The 23,119-nt window shown below is 70.2% G+C and carries 18 protein-coding genes, 1 other RNA gene and 3 pseudogenes; 19 read left to right on the top strand and 3 right to left on the bottom strand.

The features are described from left to right. Positions 1–227: 227 nt before the first annotated feature. The 5 genes from ftsE to ssrA all read left to right on the top strand — a co-directional run bounded on the left by ftsE (position 228) and on the right by ssrA (position 4,204). Positions 228–917 carry a cell division ATP-binding protein FtsE gene (gene ftsE, locus ACFZDC_RS17005; protein WP_031159396.1) on the top strand — a complete coding sequence of 230 codons (690 nt, stop codon included), beginning with the start codon at positions 228–230 and terminating at the stop codon, positions 915–917. Between the two features lie 28 nt (positions 918–945). Continuing rightward, a complete protein-coding gene (gene ftsX / locus ACFZDC_RS17000) occupies positions 946–1,863 on the top strand; it encodes a permease-like cell division protein FtsX (protein ID WP_391324467.1) in 918 nt (305 codons plus the stop codon). Positions 1,864–1,930: 67 nt separating this feature from the next. Next, positions 1,931–3,103 carry a S41 family peptidase gene (locus tag ACFZDC_RS16995; protein ID WP_391324465.1) on the top strand — a complete coding sequence of 391 codons (1,173 nt, stop codon included), beginning with the start codon at positions 1,931–1,933 and terminating at the stop codon, positions 3,101–3,103. 56 nt (positions 3,104–3,159) lie between these two features. After that, positions 3,160–3,705 (top strand): SsrA-binding protein SmpB, encoded by a 546-nt coding sequence (smpB, locus tag ACFZDC_RS16990; protein WP_361452803.1) that lies wholly within the window; start codon positions 3,160–3,162, stop codon positions 3,703–3,705. Between the two features lie 113 nt (positions 3,706–3,818). Further along, positions 3,819–4,204: a transfer-messenger RNA gene (ssrA, locus tag ACFZDC_RS16985) on the top strand. An 86-nt stretch (positions 4,205–4,290) separates the two neighbouring features. Here ssrA and ACFZDC_RS16980 read toward each other — a convergent pair. After that, entirely contained in the window at positions 4,291–5,538 is a 1,248-nt protein-coding gene (locus tag ACFZDC_RS16980; RefSeq protein WP_391324463.1) for an MFS transporter, read from the bottom strand. A gap of 84 nt (positions 5,539–5,622) precedes the next feature. Here ACFZDC_RS16980 and ACFZDC_RS16975 point away from each other — a divergent pair. The 3 genes and pseudogenes from ACFZDC_RS16975 to ACFZDC_RS16965 all read left to right on the top strand — a co-directional run bounded on the left by ACFZDC_RS16975 (position 5,623) and on the right by ACFZDC_RS16965 (position 9,663). Continuing rightward, positions 5,623–6,587: pseudogene (locus tag ACFZDC_RS16975) on the top strand (LysR family transcriptional regulator). Positions 6,588–7,052: 465 nt separating this feature from the next. Beyond that, positions 7,053–8,426 (top strand): NarK family nitrate/nitrite MFS transporter, encoded by a 1,374-nt coding sequence (locus ACFZDC_RS16970; RefSeq protein WP_391324462.1) that lies wholly within the window; start codon positions 7,053–7,055, stop codon positions 8,424–8,426. Positions 8,427–8,511: 85 nt separating this feature from the next. Continuing rightward, positions 8,512–9,663: a uroporphyrinogen-III synthase gene (locus ACFZDC_RS16965; protein WP_391324460.1), complete on the top strand. Its 1,152-nt coding sequence runs from the start codon at positions 8,512–8,514 to the stop codon at positions 9,661–9,663. On the opposite strand, the gene ACFZDC_RS16960 is transcribed toward ACFZDC_RS16965, so the two are convergent. Continuing rightward, positions 9,602–10,150, bottom strand: coding sequence for an anthrone oxygenase family protein (locus ACFZDC_RS16960; protein WP_391324458.1), 549 nt, complete (start codon positions 10,148–10,150; stop codon positions 9,602–9,604). The two genes, ACFZDC_RS16965 and ACFZDC_RS16960, sit on opposite strands and share 62 nt — an antisense overlap. A 164-nt stretch (positions 10,151–10,314) precedes the next feature. On the opposite strand from ACFZDC_RS16960, the gene ACFZDC_RS16955 reads away from it, so the two are divergent. The 6 genes from ACFZDC_RS16955 (at position 10,315) to ACFZDC_RS16930 (ending at position 17,395) form a co-directional block, all read left to right on the top strand. Next, positions 10,315–10,908 carry an ABATE domain-containing protein gene (locus ACFZDC_RS16955; protein ID WP_391324456.1) on the top strand — a complete coding sequence of 198 codons (594 nt, stop codon included), beginning with the start codon at positions 10,315–10,317 and terminating at the stop codon, positions 10,906–10,908. A gap of 279 nt (positions 10,909–11,187) precedes the next feature. After that, positions 11,188–11,772, top strand: coding sequence for a sigma-70 family RNA polymerase sigma factor (locus ACFZDC_RS16950; RefSeq protein WP_030167252.1), 585 nt, complete (start codon positions 11,188–11,190; stop codon positions 11,770–11,772). Further along, the gene (locus ACFZDC_RS16945; RefSeq protein ID WP_391324454.1) at positions 11,772–12,596 is read left to right on the top strand and encodes a zf-HC2 domain-containing protein; all 825 of its coding nucleotides are present in this window, start codon (positions 11,772–11,774) and stop codon (positions 12,594–12,596) included. The genes ACFZDC_RS16950 and ACFZDC_RS16945 overlap by 1 nt, the downstream gene beginning before the upstream one ends. Positions 12,597–12,665: 69 nt before the next feature. Next, positions 12,666–15,101 carry a UvrD-helicase domain-containing protein gene (locus tag ACFZDC_RS16940; protein WP_391324452.1) on the top strand — a complete coding sequence of 812 codons (2,436 nt, stop codon included), beginning with the start codon at positions 12,666–12,668 and terminating at the stop codon, positions 15,099–15,101. Positions 15,102–15,424: 323 nt separating this feature from the next. Further along, complete coding sequence (locus ACFZDC_RS16935) at positions 15,425–16,840, top strand: malic enzyme-like NAD(P)-binding protein (protein ID WP_391324450.1); 1,416 nt, start codon at positions 15,425–15,427, stop codon at positions 16,838–16,840. A gap of 273 nt (positions 16,841–17,113) precedes the next feature. Beyond that, positions 17,114–17,395, top strand: a complete 282-nt coding sequence (locus ACFZDC_RS16930) for an HU family DNA-binding protein (RefSeq protein WP_018549700.1) — start codon at positions 17,114–17,116, stop codon at positions 17,393–17,395. 114 nt (positions 17,396–17,509) lie between these two features. Here the strand turns inward: ACFZDC_RS16930 and murA are convergent, their stop codons facing one another. Next, positions 17,510–18,856: a UDP-N-acetylglucosamine 1-carboxyvinyltransferase gene (gene murA / locus ACFZDC_RS16925; protein WP_391324448.1), complete on the bottom strand. Its 1,347-nt coding sequence runs from the start codon at positions 18,854–18,856 to the stop codon at positions 17,510–17,512. 334 nt (positions 18,857–19,190) lie between these two features. Here murA and ACFZDC_RS16920 point away from each other — a divergent pair, with 334 nt between their 5' ends. From ACFZDC_RS16920 to ACFZDC_RS16900, 5 genes and pseudogenes are all read left to right on the top strand, one after another. Next, positions 19,191–19,763, top strand: a complete 573-nt coding sequence (locus tag ACFZDC_RS16920; protein WP_391324447.1) for a YqgE/AlgH family protein — start codon at positions 19,191–19,193, stop codon at positions 19,761–19,763. Between the two features lie 29 nt (positions 19,764–19,792). Next, on the top strand, positions 19,793–20,068 hold the full coding sequence (locus tag ACFZDC_RS16915) for a DUF3039 domain-containing protein (RefSeq protein ID WP_317443630.1): 276 nt from the start codon (positions 19,793–19,795) through the stop codon (positions 20,066–20,068). 265 nt (positions 20,069–20,333) lie between these two features. Next, positions 20,334–20,564 (top strand): annotated as a pseudogene (locus tag ACFZDC_RS16910) (ABC transporter substrate-binding protein); the annotation flags it as partial. 64 nt (positions 20,565–20,628) lie between these two features. Continuing rightward, a pseudogene (locus ACFZDC_RS16905) lies at positions 20,629–21,466 on the top strand (carbohydrate ABC transporter permease). A gap of 1 nt (position 21,467) precedes the next feature. Next, complete coding sequence (locus ACFZDC_RS16900; RefSeq protein ID WP_391324445.1) at positions 21,468–23,111, top strand: family 20 glycosylhydrolase; 1,644 nt, start codon at positions 21,468–21,470, stop codon at positions 23,109–23,111. Positions 23,112–23,119 lie beyond the last annotated feature (8 nt).

Genomic DNA, 23,119 nt, shown 5'->3' with positions numbered 1-23,119 from the left:
TCGCCCTCCTTGCACCGGCCATCACACATACAACGCACACGGGAACCAGAACGTTCCCCCTCCACTCTGACAGGTTCCCCCGGAAAGGGCGCGGGCGCTCGGAGAAGCCCGAATTCAGGACGTACAAAAACGCACAAGCCCCACCCAACCGCGACCGGAGCCTGCGCTTGCGCACCCGGTTCGCGTATGGTCACGCTCATCTACCCCCGGCGACCCGTGGTGCATCCGTGATCCGATTCGACAACGTCTCCAAGGTCTACCCCAAGCAGACCCGCCCAGCCCTCCGGGATGTGTCCCTGGAAGTGGAGAAGGGCGAGTTCGTCTTCCTCGTGGGGTCCTCCGGCTCCGGAAAGTCCACCTTCCTGCGGCTCGTCCTCCGCGAGGAGCGGTGCAGCCACGGCCAGGTGCACGTCCTGGGCAAGGACCTCGCACGCCTCTCCAACTGGAAGGTGCCGCAGATGCGCCGCCAGCTGGGGACGGTCTTCCAGGACTTCCGGCTCCTGCCGAACAAGACGGTCGCGGAGAACGTGGCCTTCGCCCAGGAGGTGATCGGCAAGTCGCGGGGCGAGATCCGCAAGTCCGTGCCGCAGGTGCTCGACCTCGTCGGGCTCGGCGGCAAGGAGGACCGGATGCCGGGCGAGTTGTCCGGTGGTGAACAGCAGCGCGTGGCCATCGCGCGGGCCTTCGTCAACCGGCCCAAGCTGCTGATCGCGGACGAGCCCACCGGCAACCTCGACCCGCAGACCTCCGTCGGCATCATGAAGCTGCTCGACCGCATCAACCGGACGGGCACCACCGTCATCATGGCGACGCACGACCAGAACATCGTGGACCAGATGCGCAAGCGCGTCATCGAGCTGGAGAAGGGCCGCCTCGTGCGCGACCAGGCCCGCGGCGTCTACGGCTACCAGCACTGACGAGGAACGAAAGGCTTAACCAGACGCCATGCGCGCCCAGTTCGTCCTGTCGGAGATCGGTGTCGGTCTCCGCCGCAATCTGACGATGACCTTCGCCGTCATCGTCTCCGTCGCCCTGTCCCTGGCCCTCTTCGGCGGTTCGCTGCTGATGAGCGACCAGGTGAGCACCATGAAGGGCTACTGGTACGACAAGGTCAACGTCTCGATCTTCCTGTGCAACAAGAGCGACGCGCAGTCGGACGTCAACTGCGCCAAGGGCGCGGTCACCGAGGGCCAGAAGAAGCAGATCCTCGCCGACCTGGACAAGATGCCGATCGTCGCCAAGGTGACGTACGAGTCGCAGGACGAGGCGTACAAGCACTACAAGCAGCAGTTCGGCAACTCCCCGCTGGCCGGCTCGCTCACGCCGGACCAGATGCAGGAGTCGTACCGCATCAAGCTGAAGGACCCGCAGAAGTACCAGGTGATCGCGACCGCGTTCAACGGCCGTGACGGTGTGCAGTCGGTGCAGGACCAGAAGGGCATCCTGGACAACCTCTTCCAGCTGCTGAACCTGATGAACCGGGCGGCGCTCGGCGTGATGGCGCTGATGCTGCTCGTCGCGCTGCTGCTGATCGTCAACACCGTGCGCGTTTCGGCGTTCAGCCGTAGGCGCGAGACCGGGATCATGCGCCTGGTCGGTGCCTCGGGCTTCTACATCCAGGCGCCGTTCATCATGGAGGCCGCGGTCGCCGGCCTCATCGGCGGCGGCCTCGCCTGCATCTTCCTCGTCGTCGGGCGGTACTTCACGATCGACCACGGCATGGCCCTGTCCCACAAGCTCACTCTGATCAACTTCGTCGGCTGGGACGCGGTGTTGACCAAGCTCCCGCTGATCCTCGCGACCAGTGTGCTGATGCCTTCGTTGGCGGCGTTCTTCGCGCTGCGCAAGTACCTGAAGGTGTGACGCATGCCAAGAGGGCCGTACGGGCATCCGACCGTGCGGCCCTTCGCGTTGTCCTAGACTCACCGCCATGTCAGGCCGCGACCTGTTCTGTCAGCCCCGCCGCTTCGGCCGCGGGGCCGCCCTGACGTTGGTCTTCGCCGGTGTCCTCGTCGCAGGCGCCGCCACCGGCTCCTTCCCGGACACGGGTCAGACGGGCCAGTCCGGCCGCAGGGCCGCCTCCGGGCCGGCGCGTACGGCACTCCGGCACGAGGACGTGCGCAGGGCCGCCGCCGAGGCCATGGCCGACGGCAAGTCCCCGATGGAGGCGGCCGAGCGGGCCGTCAGCCGCAGCGGTGACCGCTGGGGCGCCGTCTACTCCGAGGGCGAGTACGAGGAGTTCCAGGAGGCCCTCGACGGCCAGTACACCGGCGTGGGCCTGTGGGCGCGGCGCGAGGCGGACGGACGTATCGAGGTGACCCGGGTGCAGTCGGGCTCGCCCGCGGCCGACGCCGGGATCCGCCCGGGCGACCGGCTGCGCAGCGTCGACGGCGGCAAGGTCGACGGGCGGCCGGTCACGGAGGTGGTCTCCTTACTCCGCGGCGACGCCGAGGACGCGCCCGCCGGTACGACGGTCACGCTCGGCCTGCAGCGCGGCACGCGCGCGTGGAGCGAGACCCTGCACCGGGCCCACCTCTCCACGGACTCGGTGACCGTCCACAGGCTGCCCGGCGGTGTCACCGTGATCAGGATCGCGGCCTTCACCAAGGGCTCCGGTGACGCCGTCCGCGCCGCGGTACGGCAGGCCCCGGCCGGCGTCGTGCTCGACCTGCGGGGGAACTCCGGCGGCCTGGTCACCGAGGCCGTGGACACCGCCTCCGCCTTCCTCGACGGCGGCCTGGTCGCCACCTACGACGTCGACGGCGCCCAGCGCGCCCTGCACGCCCACACCGGCGGCGACACCACCCGGCCCCTGGTCGCCCTGGTCGACGGGGGCACCATGAGCGCGGCCGAGATGCTCACCGGCGCACTGCAGGACCGGGGCCGCGCGGTGGTGATCGGCTCCCGCACCTTCGGCAAGGGCTCCATCCAGATGCCGACCGAGCTGCCCGACGGCTCGGTGGCCGAACTGACCGTGGGCCACTACCGCACCCCCTCCGGCCACGCCGTGGACGGCCGGGGCATCACTCCCGACCTGGACGCGGGCCCGGGGGCCCTGCAGCGGGCGGAGACGGTCCTCACCGGGCTCGGTGACCCCTCGTAGCTCCCGTTAATGCGCTTCCCCCGCACCCCCTCCATGGTGCGAAAATGGTGGGCACTATGAGCAAGGGAATGTACGTACCGAAGGAGTCCCAGCCCAAGCAGGGCGGAGGGGCCGCGAAGGCGGCCAAGGACGGCAAGCGCAAGATCGTCGCGCAGAACAAGAAGGCACGGCACGACTACGCGATCATCGACACCTACGAGGCCGGGCTCGTGCTCACCGGTACGGAGGTGAAGTCGCTGCGTCAGGGACGCGCCTCGCTGACCGACGGCTTCGTCCAGATCGACGGGAACGAGGCGTGGCTGCACAACGCCCACATCCCCGAGTACAGTCAGGGCACCTGGACCAACCACTCCGTGCGCCGCAAGCGCAAGCTTCTCCTGCACCGCGAGGAGATCGACAAGCTGGAGTCCAAGTCCCAGGAGACGGGTCACACGATCGTGCCCCTCGCCCTGTACTTCAAGGACGGCCGTGCGAAGGCGGAGATCGCCCTCGCCCGGGGCAAGAAGGAGTACGACAAGCGGCAGACCCTGCGTGAGAAGCAGGACCGGCGGGAGTCGGACCGGGCGATCGCGGCGGCGAAGCGCAAGCAGCGGGGAGCCTAGCCGTCCCGGCCGCCGGGAATGAACTGGCATCGTCGTGCGTTGGTCACGTACGATGGGACCGCACTCCACAGCGAGTGCGCACCCTCTTCGCGGAGGGTTTGAAAAAACAACATGGGGATGATCGGTTTCGACAGCGGATGTCGAAGCAGGGGAAGCGTGTCGAGGAAGCGGCAATGATCTCGTAAACCATATGTCGCAAAAAATAATCGCCAACACCAAGCGCGATTCCTCCTCGTTCGCCCTCGCTGCCTAATCAGCAGCTAGCGAACTCTCACAGGAGTGTCAGCCCGGGGCTGTTCCCGACCCGGATCCTGGCATCAGCTAGGGAACTAAACCTTGATCCCGGTCACGGGGTGAAGAGGGAAATCTAACAGTGACTGAGCCCGTCGGAGACTTGTCCGCGTGATCTCCGGGGCTGAGAAAAGCGAAGCGGACTGCACACGGAGAAGCCCTGATTCCGCACCGTTGGACGCGGGTTCGATTCCCGCCATCTCCACGAACTCCCTCCGGGGGGTACCCCATGTGGGCAACGGCCCCGTCGCTTCCGAGCGGCGGGGCCGTCGTCATGCCGTGGCGCTCCCGCCGTCACGCGGCGGCGGGAGCGACGGGAGCCGCGTCGGCGCCGGCGCGGGTCAGCGAGGCCAGCCCGAGGGCGACCGCGGCGGCGGTCACCGGCACGGCGTACGCGGTGGCGGGGGACAGGTGCTCCACCGCCCAGCCGCCCGTCGCCGACCCACAGGCGATCCCGGTCAGCAGCCCGGTCACCACCAGGCTCATCCCCTCGTTCAGACGGTCGGCCGGGGTGCGGCGCTGGACCAGGGTCATCGCCGTCACCATCGTCGGCGCCGTCGCCATCCCCGCCGGCAGCAGCGCGCCCGCCAGCACCCACAGCGATCCCGTGACCCACGCGGCCAGCCACGGCAGCGTCATCAGCACGGCCATCCCGGCCAGGCAGTGGCCGAGCCGCAGCCCGGCCGGCTTCAGGGCCCCGTAGAGAAGGCCCGCCGCGCACGAACCCGCCGCCTGCACCGCGAGGACGACACCGGCCGCCGCACGGTGTCCCTGCGCGTCGGCGTAGGCGATCGTGACGACCTCCATGGAGCCGAACACCGCACCGGTCGCCACGAAGCAGGCCAGCAGCGGCGGTATCCCCGGGCTGCGCAGCGGCGAGGGGCCCTTCGAACGGGCCAGTGGCGGCGGCTCGGTCGTCCGCTGGGCGGTGAACAGCAGCATGCCGCCGAGCAGCAGGACGGCACCGGTGAGCGTGCCCGCCTCCGGGAAGAGGGTGCCGGTCAGGAAGGACGCCAGCACCGGGCCGAGCATGAAGCACAGCTCGTCGGCCGCCTGCTCGAAGGAGTTGGCGGTGTGCAGCCCACCGGGATCGTCGCGCAGCAGGTGGGCCCAGCGGGCGCGGGACAGGCCGCCGATGTTGGGGGTGGCCGCGGTGGCGGCGTACGCGGCGAACAGCGTCCAGTCCGGGGCGTCGTAGCGGACACACAGCAGCAGAGCGAGGCTGCCGAGTACGGCCGCCACGGTGACCGGTACGGCGACCCGGGCCTGTCCGTACCGGTCGACGAGCCGTGCGATCCAGGGACCGGCCACCCCGGTCGCCGCGAGCCCGGTCGCGGTGACCGCACCCGCGAGGGCGTACGAACCCCGCGACCCGCCGATCATCACGACCGCGCTCACACCGAACATGCCCATCGGGAGGCGGGCGATCAGGTTGCCGGCGGTGAAGGCCCGGGTGCCGGGAGGAGAGAACAGGCGGCGGTATCCGGTGAGTTGTGCCGATCCATGCTGTATTCGGCTGTCATCGGTGGTCTGCTGGGGCATGGCTCAACGTTCACCCGAAGTCGATCAGCGGGTCCAACACCTTCTCGGCGCCGATTCACGCACCCTCGTTGTAAATTCCCCACCATGCCCGCTCCCGCCTCCATGGACCCACGCCTCCTGCGCGCCTTCCTCGCCGTCGCCGAGGAGCTGCACTTCCCCCGGGCAGCGGCCCGCCTCTACGTGGCCCAGCAGGCGCTCAGCCGGGATGTGCGGCGGCTGGAGCGGGAGCTCGGTGCCGAGCTGTTCCTGCGGACCACCCGGCAGGTCACGCTGACCCCGGACGGTGAGCGTCTGCTGCCGCATGCCCGGCGGGTCCTCGCCGCCCAGGACGACCTGCTCGCCGCCTTCGGCCAGGCCCGGCCGCTGCTGGTCGACCTCAACTCCGCGGGTCTGGTCACCGGCCGCCGCGTACTGCACCGGGCCCGCGAACTCGCCCCGAGCTGATGGCCCGCTACGAGAGTGGTCTCACGGGAGCGGCGGCCGAGCTGCTCGCCGGCCGGCTGGACGCCTCCTTCGGGCGCTTCGCCGGTCTGGAGGCGGGCCTGCGGTCCGGTCTGGAGCAGCAGCCCGTGCGCTACGAGCCGATGGCCGTGGTCCTGCCCGAAGATCACCCCCTGGCCGCCCTGGCGGAGGTGCCGCTGGCCGCGCTGGCCGGGGAGACGGTGTACGCCGGTGCCGGGAACCCGCGCACCCGGGAGTGGACCGACCTGGCCCTTCACCTCTTCGAGGGGCGCGGCATCCAGCTCGCCTCCCCCCTTCCGCCCGCGGTCGGGGACGAGGAGTTCGAGCGGATCATGGCCAAGACGGGGAACCCGATTCTGGCCGTGGTGGACTTTCCGGCCATGCCGCGCACGGTCCTGCGGCCGCTCGTCGACCCCGTCCCGCTGTCGCCCGTGTCGCTTGTCTGGCGAAAGGGGCTGGTCCATCCCGGAATGGACGCACTCAGGAGCGCCGCGACCGAGGTCGCGAGGGCCGAAGGCTGGCTGCGGCGACCGACCGGCCGATGGATTCCAGCCATCGATGTGGGTGTGATGAACGCCCATAAGTGACAGGTGGCAAACACGGAACCCCCGCGTGCGCGACATGCCTGGCCTGAACACGGTGGGGTAAAGGGGGCGCTCGGGCCAGGTGGGGGCTGGTTCGGTCGACGGGCGCTCGGGGTCGTAGGCGCACGTAGGCGCACCCAGAACGGTCCCGTGGGGGATGTGCGCGCGCGAAAGACTGGCGAGAAGACGCCCACTGGCCGCTGATCGGTCTGACCATCCTGGGCTTCGGCTGGATCGAGGACATCGCGGCGAAGCGGAGCCCGCGGCCGTGGCCGGACGGGGTGAGGCGGGGCGGGGGCCGGCGGAAGCCGGCGTGAGAGCGCCTGTCCTCACCGGCCGCCCTCCGCGCGAGTGAGAGCAACGTTCCCTTCCGGTCACTCACAGCCACAGCCAGGAAACGCGTCCTCCCTACCTTCGGGCTCAGTTCCTCATTGGAAGACCGAGTACCCGGAGCACCGTGGAGGCGCCATGACAGCCCCAGCCCCTACCCGTCGCAGTGGCCGCTGGATCGAGCGCTGGGATCCGGAGGACGAGGGATTCTGGGAGGCGACCGGGCAGAAGGTCGCCAACCGGAACCTCTGGTTCTCCGTGCTCTCCGAGCACATCGGGTTCTCGGTCTGGACCCTGTGGTCCGTACTCGTGCTCTTCATGGGGCCCGAGTACGGCCTCACCCCCGCCGACAAATTCCTGCTGACCTCCATGGTCACGCTGGTCGGCGCGGTCGTCCGCGTGCCCTACACCTTCACCGTCGCCGTCTTCGGCGGGCGGAACTGGACGATCATCTCGGCCGGCCTGCTGCTCGTGCCGACCATCGCCGCCTTCGTGGTGATGGAGCCGGGGACGTCCTTCTCCACCTTCCTGGGAGTGGGGCTGCTGGCCGGCATCGGGGGCGGCAACTTCGCCTCCTCCATGACCAACATCAACGCCTTCTTCCCGCTGAGGAAGAAGGGGTGGGCCCTCGGGCTCAACGCCGGCGGCGGGAACATCGGCGTGCCCGTGATCCAGCTGGTCGCCCTCGCGATCATCGGGGCGAGCGGCGGGCCGCGGGTGCTGCTCGGGATCTACATCCCGCTGATCGTCGTCGCCGCCTCCCTCGCCGCGCTGTTCATGGACAACCTGGCGACGGTGAAGAACGACACGGGCGCGGCGAAGGACGCCGCCAGGGACGGACACACCTGGATCATGTCCTTCCTCTACGTCGGGACGTTCGGGTCCTTCATCGGCTACAGCTTCGCCTTCGGGCAGGTGCTGACGAACCAGTTCGGGCGTACCCCGCTGCAGGCCGCCTACCTCACCTTCATCGGCCCGCTGCTCGGCTCCCTCATCCGGCCCATCGGTGGCCGGCTGGCCGACCGGTACGGCGGGGCCCGCATCACCCTGTGGAACTACGTCGGCATGGCCACCGCCACCGCCGTACTCGTGGTGGCCAGCATGCAGAAGTCGCTGCCGCTGTTCGTGTCGGTCTTCGTCGTGCTGTTCGTGCTCAGCGGGCTCGGGAACGGGTCGACGTACAAGATGATCCCGGGGATCTTCCAGGCCAAGGCCGTCGCCAAGGGGCTCGAGGGGGAGGAGGCGGCGGCTTACGGCCGGCGGCTCTCCGGTGCCTCCATGGGGCTCATCGGGGCCGTCGGCGCGCTCGGCGGTGTCGGCATCAACCTCGCGTTCCGCCAGTCCTTCCTGTCCTACGGCTCCGGCACCGGCGCCTTCGTCGCCTTCCTCGCCTTCTACGGCGTCTGCTTCGCGGTGACCTGGGCCGTATACCTTCGCCGCCCGGCTGGGCAGGTTCAGGCCAAGACCGCGGCTTCGGAGGCGAAGTCGCAGCTCAGCTATGCGGAAGTGTGACGTAACACCGCGGACATCACGCCGAACCGAGCCTGTCACGCACCGTTGACAGGCTCGTTCGGCATGCGGGCCAGGTAGGAGAGCGATGTACGACGAACAGCAGCAACCCGAACACGGACCCCTCGCCGGTTTCACCGTGGGCGTGACCGCCGCGCGCCGCGCCGAGGAGCTGGGCGCACTGCTCCAGCGGCGGGGTGCCACCGTGCTGCACGCGGCCGCCCTGCGCATCGTGCCGCTCGCCGATGACGGCGAACTGCTCGCCGCGACCAAGGAGCTCATCGACCAGGTGCCCGACGTCGTGGTGGCCACCACCGCCATCGGGTTCCGGGGATGGATCGAGGCCGCCGACGGGTGGGGACTCGGGGAACAGCTGCTGGACCGGCTGCGCGGGGTGGAGCTGCTGGCCCGCGGGCCGAAGGTGAAGGGGGCCGTACGGGCCGCCGGACTCACCGAGGAGTGGTCGCCGTCCAGCGAGTCCATGGCCGAGGTGCTCGACCGGCTGCTGGAGGAGGGCGTCGACGGGCGCCGGATCGCCGTACAGCTGCACGGGGAGCCGTTGCCGGGGTTCGTGGAGGCGCTGCGGGCCGGGGGAGCGGAGGTCGTTCCGGTGCCGGTGTACCGCTGGATGCCGCCGGAGGACATAGGCCCCGTCGACCGCTTGCTGGACGCCGTCGTCTCGCGCGGGGTGGACGCGCTCACCTTCACCAGCGCGCCGGCCGCCGCCTCGTTGCTGTCGCGGGCCGAGGAGCGGGGGCTGCTCGGCGAGGTGCTGGTCGCGCTCGGCCATGACGTGCTGCCCGCGTGCGTGGGCCCCGTCACCGCGCTTCCGCTCCAGGCCCGGGGCGTGGACACCGTGCAGCCGGAGCGCTTCCGGCTCGGGCCGCTCGTGCAGCTGCTGTGCCAGGAACTGCCGGGGCGGGCCCGGACGTTGCCGATCGCCGGGCACCGGGTGGAGATCCGGGGGCACGCGGTCCTGGTGGACGGCGCGCTGAAGCCGGTGCCACCGGCCGGGATGTCGCTCCTGCGGGCGCTGTCACGGCGGCCGGGGTGGGTGGTGGCCCGGGCCGAGCTGCTGCGTGCGCTGCCCGGCGCCGGGCGGGACGAGCATGCGGTGGAGACGGCGATGGCCCGGCTGCGTACGGCTCTTGGATCCCCGAAGTTGATCCAGACCGTGGTCAAGCGGGGCTACCGGCTGGCGCTGGACCCGGCCGCGGATGCGAAGTACGCGGACGCGTAGGGGGCCGCAGCCACGCGGTGGGGCGCCCCGTCATCGGCACCCGGGTCAGACACCCCAGCGCCACCGTCGACAGCACCGCCCGTACGACGTTCCACGCCACCCAAGGGCCCTCGAAGTGCAGCCTCAGGGAAGAGGGACTGCCCTGTCCCGCCAGGCCGTTGTTCAGCGGGACATCGAACACGACCGTGACGAGGAGGGCGAGCGCGTACGCGGCGAGTGCCGCCACCACCCACCGGCCTCCCGCCGCACCCCGCAGTTGCCACGCCGACACCCCCGTCAGCACCAGCGCCCCCAGGAACCTCAGGAAGAAGACCGGGTTCTGGATCACCTCGTCGCTGTCGCGCATGACCTCGACGTACGTCCGGTCGTCGCTGCGCGCCGGCGCCGGCATCACCGCGCAGGCGAAGACGTAGAAGACCCCGGCGATCAGGCCCATCGCGACCGTGGCCGCGCCCAGCACGACCCTGCCGCTCCTCGTGTCCGTCATGCGCTCCAGCCAACCGAAAGGCCTCCGCTCCGGACATCGCCGAGGCGCGCGGGCGCATACGTGTGCGTCCAAGCCCGGTACGGGGGGTTCCGGCCGGCCGCCGGGCCGGGCACTGTGAGGAGGAGCGACGGAACGGTTCCCCTGTCCTAGGCGGTGGCAGGCACATGGCACTGGGTACGGTCACGGTCCCGTACGAGCTGCGGTTCGACGCCGGGCGGATCTGTCTGGATCTCCTCGCGACCACGCATCCGGCCGAACGGCTGGACGCCGTCGAGCCGTTGCGTGCCTGGATCAGCGGATCCGGGCTCGTGCCACCCGGCACCCCGCTGGGCCACGCCGACGCCTCCTGGCCGGTGGGGTTCCGGGAACTGCGCGGGCTCGTCGGCCCGTTGGTGCGCAGCAGGGACACGGCGGACCCGGCGCCGTACGACCGTGCGCTCGGCCGGCTCAACGAGCTCGCCCGGGCCGCGACCCCGGTCCCGTGCGCGGTGCGGGGCGAGGACGGCACACTGGTGCGGCAGTTCGCGCGGGTGCCCGAGTGCGCGGGGCTGCTCGCCGTCGTCGCGCGGGACGCCCTTGAGCTGCTCACCGATCCCGTGGCGCGGGCGGCCGTCCGGGAGTGCGAGGGGGACAACTGCCCCCTCGTGTACCTTGACACGTCCCGGGGGCGCAGGAGGCGCTGGTGTTCCAGCGAGGTCTGCGGGAACCGGGAGCGGGTGGCCCGGCACCGGCGGCGGGCGGCCCTCGCGCGGGCCTGAGTGTCCGGTACGGGTCTTCTGCCGGATAGGGTCCGATAGCGTCCGCGTGGCGGCCGGAGTGATTTCGGCAACACCGGGTTTGCCGGTCGTCCCGCACGGGCAGCCCGGCCGCCTTCGGCGACGTGCCGGAAATATGAAGATCGCGTGGTGGGAATGTGCGCGCATGTCCCGCTCGTCGCGTCACTCACAAGAAAACTGTCACCCCACTTTGAACATCACGCCGCCCCCGTCCGTACGGGTGGGCGAGCGACCGACTGGGGGAACCCCCGGACACCGGAGGTGGGCGTGCGCAAGGATGCGGCCGTGGCCAATGAACGTGGATCGAGGGCCCGACATCGCATGTCCTCACAGCCCTCGGAACCGGATGAGGAGCTGATGCGTGCTCTGTACCGCGAGCACGCCGGACCTCTGCTTGCGTATGTCCTCAGGCTGGTCGCCGGAGACCGGCAGCGTGCCGAGGACGTCGTGCAGGAGACGCTTATCCGTGCCTGGAAGAACGCCGGTCAGCTCAATCGGGCGACCGGTTCGGTACGCCCCTGGCTGGTGACGGTCGCGCGCCGCATCGTCATCGACGGCCACCGCAGCCGGCAGGCCCGGCCGCAGGAGGTCGATCCGTCGCCGCTGGAGGTCATCCCCGCGGAGGACGAGATCGACAAGGCGCTGTGGCTGATGACGCTGTCGGACGCGCTCGACGACCTGACCCCGGCCCACCGGGAGGTGCTCGTCGAGACGTACTTCAAGGGGCGTACGGTCAATGAGGCGGCCGAGACGCTGGGCATCCCGAGCGGCACGGTCCGCTCCCGGGTGTTCTACGCCCTGCGGTCGATGAAGCTGGCACTGGAGGAGCGGGGGGTGACGGCGTGATGAGCGGATACGGGGGAATGCAAGGATTCGGCACGGGTGGTAGGGGTATGTCTGTCCCCATGCAGGGATCTCCGGTGCCGAACGAGCACGAGACCGTCGGCGCCTACGCCCTCGGGATCCTGGACGACTCCGAAGCAACCGCTTTCGAGGCCCATCTGGCCGGCTGCGAGTGGTGCGCCCAGCAGCTGGACGAGCTGGCCGGTATGGAGCCGATGCTGGCCGCCCTCGCGGACCTGCCGGGTTCCGGCAGCACGCCCGCGATCGGCGAGTCGCTGTCCGCCAAGCCGAGTCCACGGCTGGTGGAGAAGCTGGTCGACGAGGTCTCCGAGCGTCGTGCGCTGAAGCGCCGCAAGGGCTTCTACCTGGTCGCGGCCGCTGCCGCGCTGATCATCGGCGGCCCGGTGGCCATCATGGCGGTCAACGGCGGCGGTGACTCGGGGCAGACCGCCACACCGCTGGCGGCCACGGCCCAGACGACCTTCAACCAGCTGCCGGACAAGGTCTCGGGCACGGACGGCACCACGGGCGCCAGCGCGACCGTCGCCATGGGAGAGAAGGACTGGGGCACCTCGGCGGTCCTCCAGCTCAAGGGCGTCAAGGGACCCCTCAAGTGCTCCCTGATCGCCGTCGGCAAGAACGGCGAGCGCCAGACGCTGGGCTCCTGGTCCGTCCCGAAGTGGGGCTACGGCATCCCGGACGCGAAGACCCCGGAGTCCAAGAAACCGCTCTACATCGGCGGCGGCACGGCACTCAAGCCGAACGAGATCGCCCACTTCGAGGTGATGACCTTCGACGGGAAGAAGCTCGTCCAGGTGGACGCGTAGTCGCCGTAGCTTTGCCGGGTCCCCTTCGCGTACGGTTGACGGCTGCCCAGCACGTCAGAAGGGGGCCCGGTGGCCGCTCAGGTTCAGCAGTCCGCGGTCGGCTCGGTACACGGTGCACACGACTCCGTACGTGACCGAGAGATCAGCGTCGAACAGGAACACCTGGACCGGGTGTACCGGCGGCTCGAGGAGAAGATCCACGAGGCCGAGTTCCTGATGAACGACGCGGCCCAGCGCGGCCAGGTGGGCACGCCGGGCGCGCTGGCCGAGCGGGACGCGCAGGTCTTCCGGGCCGGTGTCCACCTGAACCGGCTGAACAACGAGTTCGAGGACTTCCTCTTCGGCCGGATCGACCTGCTGCTCGGCAAGGACGGCAAGAAGGGCCCCGACGGCGCGTACACGGCGGTGGAACCGGCCGAGGGCGCGGTGCGGGAGGACAGCACCGCCGACATCGCCGAGACCCTGCACATCGGGCGGATCGGGGTGCTCGACGAGGACTACGCCCCGCTGGTCATCGACTGGCGGGCACCGGCCGCCGCGCCTTTCTACCGGTCCACCCCGAGGGACCCCGGCCGGGTCGTGAGGCGCCGGGTCATCCGCTCCAAGGGCCGCCGCGTCCTCGGGGTCGAGGACGACCTGATGCGCCCGGAGCTGACGGCGTTCCTCGACGGCCACGAGCTGCCGGTCATCGGCGACGGCGCGCTGATGGCGGCCCTCGGGCAAGCCCGCAGCCACACCATGCGGGACATCGTCTCCTCCATCCAGGCCGAGCAGGACCTGGTCATCCGCGCTCCCGCCGCCTCCGTCACCTACGTCGAGGGCGGCCCGGGCACCGGCAAGACCGCGGTCGCCCTGCACCGCGCGGCCTACCTGCTCTACCAGGACCGCAGACGCTACGCGGGCGGCATCCTGATCGTCTCGCCGACCCCGCTGCTGGTGGCCTACACCGAGGGCGTGCTGCCCTCGCTCGGCGAGGAGGGCCAGGTCGCCATCCGCGCGATCGGCTCACTCGTCGACGGTGTCGAGGCCACGCTGTACGACTCCCCGGCCGTGGCCCGCGCCAAGGGCTCGTACCGGATGCTGAAGGTGCTGCGCAGGGCGGCGCGTGGCGCGCTGGAACTGGGGGCGGGCGGCGGCAGGGGCGTGCCCGCCGCAGGGCAGCTCGCCCTGGACGACGACACCGACGCCGCGCCGCAGCCCCCGGCGGGCCCGCCCGCCCGGCTCCGGGTGGTCGCCTTCGGGCGCCGCCTCGAACTGGAGGCGCCCGAGCTGGAACGTATCCGCCGTACCACCCTGGGCGGCACCGCGCCCGTCAACCTGTTGCGCCCCCGCGCCCGCAGGCTGCTCCTGGACGCCCTGTGGGCGAAGTCCGGCGCGGCCACCCGGCACACCGACCCGGAGCTGGCCGCCGAGCTGCGCTCCTCCTTCGACGAGGACATCACGAGCGAGGACTCCTTCATCGCTTTCCTCGACGCCTGGTGGCCCGAGCTGACCCCGAAGGGGGTCCTCGCCGCCATGGCGGACGAGAAGCGGCTCGGCCGCTGGGCCCGCCGGATCCTCAACCCCGGTGAGATCCGCAAGGTCGCCCGCGCCCTGAAGCGGGAGGGGTACTCCGTCCACGACGTCGCCATGCTGGACGAACTGCAGGCGGTCCTCGGATCCCCGGCCCGGCCGAGGAAGAAGCGCGAGTTGGACCCGCTGGACCAGCTGACCGGCCTGGAGGAGCTGATGCCGGTGCGCGAGGAGTCCCAGCGGGAGCGGGCCGAGCGGCTGGCGCAGGAGCGCACCGAGTACGCGCACGTCATCGTGGACGAGGCGCAGGACCTCACGCCGATGCAGTGGCGCATGGTCGGCCGCCGTGGCCGGCACGCCACCTGGACGGTCGTCGGCGACCCGGCCCAGTCCTCCTGGTCCGACCCGGACGAGGCGGCCGAGGCCCGCGACGAGGCCCTGGGCACCCGCCCCCGGCGCCGCTTCCAGCTCACCGTGAACTACCGGAACCCGGCCGAGATCGCCGAGCTGGCCGCCAAGGTCCTCGCCCTCGCCATGCCCGGCTCCGAGGCGCCCTCCGCCGTACGGTCCACCGGGGTCGAGCCGCGCTTCACGGTCGTACGGGACTCCCTGGAGAAGGCCGTGCGCGCGGAGGCCGAGCGGCTCCTCGAACTGGTGGACGGGACGGTCGGCGTGGTCGTCGCGATGAACCGGCGCGAGGAGGCCCGGCGCTGGCTGGCCGGACTCGGCGACCGGGTGGTCGCGCTCGGCAGCCTGGAGGCCAAGGGCCTGGAGTACGACGCCACGGTCGTCGTCTCGCCCGCGGAGATCGCCGACGAGTCCCCGGCCGGTCTGCGCGTGCTGTACGTGGCGCTGACCCGGGCCACCCAGCAGCTGACGGTGGTCTCGGGCGAGCGGGACGTGCCGGACCCGGCCGGGGTGCCGGACCTGCTGCGGGATGAGAACCTCATGAACTCCCCGTGGGGGAATGGCCGCGCCGGATCCGTTTGTTAGCCTTGGTGTGGCACCGGCCCGATCCAAGCCCCCGGGCCCAACCTTCGTCCCTGCGAGGGACCACTTGCCGCGAGGCGAGCATGGCGGGTCGGTGTCATGAACGTGAGAGAGGCCCACGTCCGATGTGACGTGGGCCTCTCTCTTTGCGTGGCGGGCCCCTTTCCCCGCCTGATCCCATCTCGTATGGTGGAAATGTTTTTCCGAATCATGCACCTGTCATGAACAAAACGTCCGCAATCCGGGGCGACTACCGCGTACTCAGGGGTAGGTGCGACGATCGGACGGCACAATTCGCGACACGGTGAAAGCAGAGGAAGTCGGCCATGGCAACGGCGCCCAGCGTCTCCTACTCGATGACCATCCGGCTGGAGGTGCCCGCGAGCGGAACGGCCGTCTCGCAGCTCACGACCGCCGTGGAGTCCTCCGGAGGCTCGGTGACCGGCCTCGACGTCACCGCGTCCGGCCACGAGAAGCTCCGCATCGACGTGACCATCGCGGCCTCCTCGACCGCGCACGCCGACGAGATCGTCGAGAAGCTCCGCGGCATCGAGGGCGTCACCCTGGGCAAGGTCTCGGACCGTACCTTCCTCATGCACCTCGGCGGCAAGATCGAGATGGCGTCGAAGCATCCCATCCGCAACCGTGACGACCTGTCCATGATCTACACGCCGGGTGTGGCCCGCGTCTGCATGGCCATCGCCCAGAACCCCGAGGACGCCCGCCGCCTCACCATCAAGCGCAATTCCGTTGCGGTCGTGACGGACGGCTCCGCCGTGCTGGGCCTCGGCAACATCGGCCCGAAGGCCGCGCTGCCCGTCATGGAGGGCAAGGCCGCCCTCTTCAAGCGCTTCGCCGGCATCGACGCCTGGCCACTCTGCCTCGACACCCAGGACACCGACGCCATCGTCGAGATCGTCAAGGCGATCGCCCCCGGCTTCGCCGGCATCAACCTCGAGGACATCTCCGCCCCCCGCTGCTTCGAGATCGAGGCCCGGCTGCGCGAGGCCCTGGACATCCCCGTCTTCCACGACGACCAGCACGGCACCGCGATCGTCGTCCTCGCCGCCCTGACGAACGCACTTCGCGTCACCGGCAAGGCGATCGAGAACATCCGGGTGGTCATGTCCGGCGCCGGCGCGGCCGGTACGGCCATCCTCAAGCTGCTGATCGCGGCGGGCGTGAAGAACGCCGTCGTCGCCGACATCCACGGCGTCGTGCACGCCGGCCGCGAGGACCTGGTGAACGCCCAGGCCGACTCCCCGCTGCGCTGGATCGCCGACAACACCAACCCCGAGGGCCTCACGGGCACCCTGAAGGAGGCCGTGCACGGCGCCGACGTCTTCATCGGCGTCTCCGCCCCGAACGTCATCGACGGCGACGACGTGGCCGCCATGGCCGAGGGCGCCATCGTGTTCGCGCTCGCGAACCCCGACCCCGAGGTCGATCCCGCAATCGCCCGTCAGACGGCCGCCGTTGTGGCCACCGGCCGCTCCGACTTCCCGAACCAGATCAACAACGTGCTGGTCTTCCCGGGCGTTTTCCGCGGCCTGCTGGACGCCCAGTCCCGTACCGTCAACACCGAGATGATGCTCGCCGCCGCGAAGGCCCTCGCCGACGTGGTGACCGAGGACGAGCTGAACCCGAACTACATCGTCCCGAGCGTCTTCAACGACAAGGTCGCCGGCGCGGTGGCCGGTGCGGTCCGGGAAGCCGCCAAGGCGGTGGGCACGGCGCCCTAGGAGCGCCGTACCGTAGGGTGCAGGGGCTGTGAGGATCGACACGGCAGCCCCCGCATCGGCGCGTCGTGGAACCCACCACCGGCGGGTGCCCTCTAGGGTGACGGCCGAGCAGGCGCTTTTTCGTGTGACTCCCTAGGGTGTTCTCACGACTCCTACGGGTGCCGGATTGGCTTTCCCGCCGCAGGTAGGGGCAGGATGCGTCCCTGGGCGCGAGCGCATCGGCATCGATCTCACCTCACGCCTCAACGGCAAGAAGAACACGGGAGTAAGAACATGAACCGCAGTGAGCTGGTGGCCGCGCTGGCCGACCGCGCCGAGGTGACCCGCAAGGACGCCGACGCCGTGCTGGCCGCGTTCGCCGAGGTCGTCGGCGACATCGTCTCCAAGGGCGACGAGAAGGTCACCATCCCCGGCTTCCTGACCTTCGAGCGCACCCACCGTGCCGCTCGTACCGCGCGCAACCCGCAGACCGGTGAGCCCATCAACATCCCGGCCGGCTTCAGCGTGAAGGTCTCCGCGGGCTCCAAGCTCAAGGAAGCTGCCAAGGGCAAGTGACCTTGCCGTCTCCGCACCACGGGACGGTGCGGGGCCGACACCGAACAACGCCGATGGGGCGGCAACCCGGATTCGGGTGCCGCCCCATCGTTGTACGGACGCGAGGGCCTCTGGCTAGCCGAGCGCCTTACCGGGCAGCTCCACCTTCGCCCCCAGCTCCACGAGCTTCTCCATGAAGTTCTCGTAGCCGCGGTTGATCAGCTCGATGCCGTGGACCCGGGAGGTGCCCTCGGCCGCGAGGGCGGCGATGAGGTACGAGAAGCCGCCGCGCAGGTCGGGGATGACCAGGTCGGCGCCCTGCAGCTTGGTGGGGCCGGACACGACCGCGGAGTGCAGGAAGTTGCGCTGGCCGAAGCGGCAGTCGGAACCGCCCAGGCACTCGCGGTAGAGCTGGATGTGCGCGCCCATCTGGTTGAGCGCGGAGGTGAAGCCGAGCCGGGACTCGTACACCGTCTCGTGGATGATGGACAGGCCCGTGGCCTGCGTCAGGGCCACCACCAGTGGCTGCTGCCAGTCGGTCTGGAAGCCGGGGTGCACGTCCGTCTCCAGCGCGATGGACTTCAGCTGGCCGCCCGGGTGCCAGAAGCGGATGCCCTCGTCGTCGATCTCGAAGGCGCCGCCTACCTTCCGGTAGGTGTTCAGGAACGTCATCATCGAGCGCTGCTGCGCGCCGCGGACGTAGATGTTGCCACTGGTCGCCAGCGCCGCGGAAGCCCAGGACGCGGCCTCCAGACGGTCCGGGAGGGCGCGGTGGGTGTAGCCGCCGAGCTTGTCCACACCGGTGATGCGGATCGTGCGGTCGGTGTCCATCGCGATGATCGCGCCCATCTTCTGCAGCACGCAGATGAGGTCCTCGATCTCCGGCTCGACGGCAGCGTTGGACAACTCCGTGACGCCCTCGGCGAGTACGGCCGTCAGCAGCACCTGCTCGGTCGTGCCGACGGACGGGTACGGCAGCCGGATCTTCGTACCGCGCAGCCGCTGCGGGGCCTCCAGGTACTGGCCGTCCGCGCGCTTCTCGATGGTCGCGCCGAACTGCCGCAGCACGTCGAAGTGGAAGTCGATGGGCCGGCCGCCGATGTCGCAGCCGCCGAGGCCCGGGATGAACGCGTGGCCGAGACGGTGCAGCAGCGGACCGCAGAACAGGATCGGGATGCGGCTCGACCCCGCGTGGGCATCGATGTCAGCGACGTTCGCGCTTTCCACATGGGTCGGATCGAGCACCAGCTCACCGGGTTCCTCACCCGGACGGACCGTCACCCCGTGCAGCTGGAGCAGGCCGCGTACGACCCGCACGTCACGGATGTCCGGGACGTTGCGCAGTCGGCTCGGCGCGCTGCCCAGCAGGGCGGCGACCATGGCCTTCGGTACGAGGTTCTTCGCACCGCGGACACGGATCTCGCCCTCCAGCGGGGTGCCGCCGTGGACAAGCAGTACATCGTCAGAGCCGTTGACGGTCATGTATCTCGCGTTCCGATGAGTCGGGCAGGGGTCGGCCGATCACTTGCGCGGGGGCCGGAGAGACAGGGTAATCGCCGACTACCCCCCTCCCATAAGCCCAAGTACCACCCAGCCGCGTCATAGCTGTGTCACAACACGAACCGTTCACCGTCGGGCACATCCGGTCACCGGCGAACGGGCGTGCGCCGGGCCCGCCCCGCCACGCCCGCCCGTCTGCGGCCACCACCCCCGGACGAGGCCCCCTGCCGGGCCGCACCACCCGAATCGAGCTGCGTTCACTCCCACACCCCGATTGGCTCCCCACACCAGGGGAAGATGCGGGATCATGTCTGGCATGACCGAGGTGTCCTCGCTCACAGGGCGGCTGCTCGTGGCCACGCCCGCCCTGGCGGACCCGAACTTCGACCGCGCGGTGGTGCTCCTTCTCGACCACGACGAGGAGGGCTCCCTCGGTGTCGTCCTCAATCGCCCCACCCCGGTGGACGTGAGCGACATCCTGGAGGGCTGGGCCGATCTCACCGGCGAGCCCGGCGTGGTCTTCCAGGGCGGTCCCGTCTCGCTGGACTCGGCGCTCGGCGTCGCGGTCATCCCGGGCGGCGCCAACGGCGACCACGCCCCGCTCGGCTGGCGGCGGGTGCACGGCGCTATCGGCCTGGTCGATCTGGAGGCCCCACCGGAGCTGCTCGCCTCGGCCCTCGGTTCCCTGCGCATCTTCGCCGGTTACGCCGGCTGGGGGCCCGGCCAGCTGGAGGACGAGCTGGTGGAGGGCGCCTGGTACGTCGTCGAGTCGGAGCCCGGCGACGTGTCCTGCCCTTCTCCGGAGACACTCTGGCGCGAGGTGCTGCGCCGCCAGCGCAACGAGCTGGCGATGGTGGCCACGTATCCGGACGACCCGTCGCTCAACTGATGCCTCCGCGCTTCAGTACCCTTGCTGGTATGAGCACTCTTGAGCCCGAGCGCGGGACTGGTACGGGGACCCTCGTAGAGCCGACGCCACAGGTGTCCCACGGCGACGGCGACCACGAGCGCTTCGCCCACTACGTCCAGAAGGACAAGATCATGGCGAGCGCCCTCGACGGCACTCCCGTCGTGGCGCTGTGCGGCAAGGTGTGGGTGCCGGGCCGCGACCCGAAGAAGTACCCCGTCTGTCCCATGTGCAAGGAGATCTACGACTCCATGGGCAGCGGTGGCGACGAGGGCGGCGACAAGTAGGAACGGTCACCCCGCCCGGCTGAAGCCGCTCGGGCCCCCGGGACGCGTCTCGACGCGCCCCGGGGGCTTTTGTGCTTTCTGGTCACAGAGCGGTTGAGACCTCTTGTCGGCATGTTCATGTTGCCCCTAGCCTCCGTGGCGTTGGCAGAGCGAAACAGTCGTTGCAAATGTTGCAACGCACTACTCCTCGGGGGAACGCTCCATGAAGCTGACCGTCCCCCTCGCCGCGCTGCTCACCCTCGCCGTAGCCACCGCCTGCGAGAACACCGGGGTCGACGTCGAGTACATCCAGGTCGAGACCCGCGCCCAGCGCGTCAAGGCGGCCTTCAACGACCCGAAGTCCGCGCCCGACGTCATCGAATACGGCAACACCGACACCGCCGGCTACGTCCACGACGGCGGACTCCCCGACGTCACCGGGGAGTTCTCCGCCTGGAGCGAGTCGAGGAACACCGACCCGACCGCCCGGCAGTCGGTCACGGTGGACGGAAAGGTCTGCTCGCCGTGACGCTGGTGTACCTGCGGCTGCTGCGCCGACAGGGGGAGGAGCTGTGAATCTTATTGGTGTGCGTGTGCGGCGACCGTGTCGGCCGGTCGCCGAGGCGACGGCCCTGCTGGTCGCGCTCGTGGTCGCCTTCCCGCTGTACTGGATGGTGCTGAGCGCCTTCAAACCGGCCGGCGAGATCGAGTCCGACCGGCCCCGGCCGTGGACGCTCTCGCCGTCCCTCGACTCCTTCCGGCGGGTCTTCGGGCAGCAGGAATTCGGCCGTTACTTCGTCAACAGCGTGATCGTCGCCGGTACGGTCGCGGCCGTCTCCGCGGTGATCGCGTTTCTCGCCGCGACCGCCGTCTCGCGATTCCGTTTCCGCTTCCGGACCACTTCGCTGATCATGCTTCTGGTGGCCCGGATGGTGCCCGTGGAAGCCCTCACGATCCCGCTGTTCTTCCTCATGCGGGACTTCGGCCAGTTGAACACCCTGGGCTCGCTGATCCTGCCGCACATCGCCTTCTCGCCGCCCTTCGCGATCCGGATGCTGAGGGGGTTCGTGAAAGCGGTGCCCGAGGCGCTGGAGGAGGCCGCGTACCTCGACGGGGCGAGCCGCGGGCGATTCCTCTGGCAGATCCTTTTCCCGCTCGTGTTCCCCGGCCTGGTGGCGACGAGCGTGTTTTCCTTCATCTCGGCCTGGAACGACTTCCTGTTCGCCAAGTCCTTCATCATCAGCGACACCTCGCGGTCGACCCTGCCGATGGCCCTGCTGGTGTTCTACAAGCCGGACGAGCCGGACTGGGGCGGGGGCATGGCCGCGTCCACGGTGATGACGATTTCCGGTGCTGGTCTTCTTCGTATTCGTACAGCGACGCCTGGTCTCGGGCCTGGGCGGAGCGGTAAAGGACTGACGTGACTGACTTCGTGGATGTGATTCCGGCTCCGGCGCGCTGTTCCCGGAACGCCGCCGGGTACACCGGCCTCGACAGCGGTACGGCCCTGGAGGCACGCCCCGGCACGGAGGGCGTCGCCCGCTGGCTGCGCGCCACGGTCGGTGCGGCGACCGGCCTGCCCCTTCCGGAGGCGGGCGACGGTGACCACCGCATCGTGCTGAGCATCGAAACCGACCTGCCCGCGGAGGGATACCGCCTCGTCGGCGGCGAGGGGCCGTACCGCATTCAGGGGGGCGGCGCGGCTGGTGTCTTCTGGGGAGCCCAGACCTTCCGGCAGTTGCTCGGACCCGACGCGTTCCGCCGGGCGCCGCTGCGGCCGGGACGGGTCTGGGACCTCCCGCGGATCACCGTCGAGGACTCCCCCCGCTTCCGCTGGCGCGGCCTCATGCTCGACGTCGCCCGGCACTTCATGCCCAAAGAAGGCGTGCTGCGTTACCTGGACCTGATGGCCGCGCACAAACTCAACGTCTTCCACTTCCACCTGACCGACGACCAGGGCTGGCGGATCGAGATCCGGCGGTACCCCAAGCTGACCGAGGTAGCCTCCTGGCGGGCGCGGACCAAATTCGGACACCGGGCCTCACCGCTGTGGGAGGAGAAGCCGCACGGGGGTTACTACACCCAGGACGACATCCGGGAGATCGTCGCCTACGCCGCCGAGCGGCATATCACCGTCGTCCCCGAAATCGACGTACCGGGCCACTCGCAGGCCGCCATCGCCGCGTATCCGGAACTCGGCAACACCGACGTCATCGACACCACCGCCCTCTCCGTCTGGGACAACTGGGGGATCTCTCCCAACGTACTCGCCCCCACCGACACCACCCTGCGCTTCTACGAGGGGGTGTTCGAGGAGGTGCTGGAACTCTTCCCGGCGGACGCCGCCGAGTTCTCGGCGTTCGTGCACATCGGCGGCGACGAATGCCGCAAGGACCAGTGGAGCGAGTCACTGGCCGCCAAGACCCGTATCACGGATCTCGGGCTCGCCAGCGAGGACGAGTTGCAGTCCTGGTTCATCGGGCACTTCGACCGCTGGCTCTCCGCGCGCGGGCGCCGGCTCATCGGCTGGGACGAGATCCTGGAGGGCGGGCTCGCGCCGGGAGCGGCGGTGTCCTCCTGGCGCGGCTACGGCGGCGGTGTCGCGGCCGCACGGGCCGGGCACGACGTCGTCATGTGCCCGGAGCAGCACGTCTACCTGGACCACCGGCAGGCCCCGGGCGAGGGCGAACCCGTGCCGATCGGCTTCGTGCGCACCCTGGAGGACGTCTACCGGTTCGAGCCCGTTCCGCCCCAACTCACCGCCGACGAAGCCGCGCATGTGCTGGGCACCCAGGCCAACGTGTGGACCGAGGCGATGGAGGACAGCGCGCGCGTGGACTACCAGACCTTCCCCCGGCTCGCCGCCTTCGCCGAGGTCGCCTGGAGCCGGCTGCCCGCCCCCCAGCAGCGGGACTACGCGGACTTCGAGCGCCGGATGGCCGCCCACTACCGGCGACTTGACGCCCTCGGCGTCGGCTACCGGCCGCCCACGGGACCCCGGCCCTGGCAGCAGCGCCCCGGTGTGCTCGGCCGCCCGATCGAGGGGCCGCCACCCACCCGCTGAGCGGGGGG

It is taken from the genome of Streptomyces sp. NPDC007905 (assembly GCF_042959345.1).
GTDB lineage: Bacteria > Actinomycetota > Actinomycetes > Streptomycetales > Streptomycetaceae > Streptomyces.
Note: the sequence above shows the minus strand (reverse complement) of the source record. Positions and strands in the feature narration are given on the sequence as shown.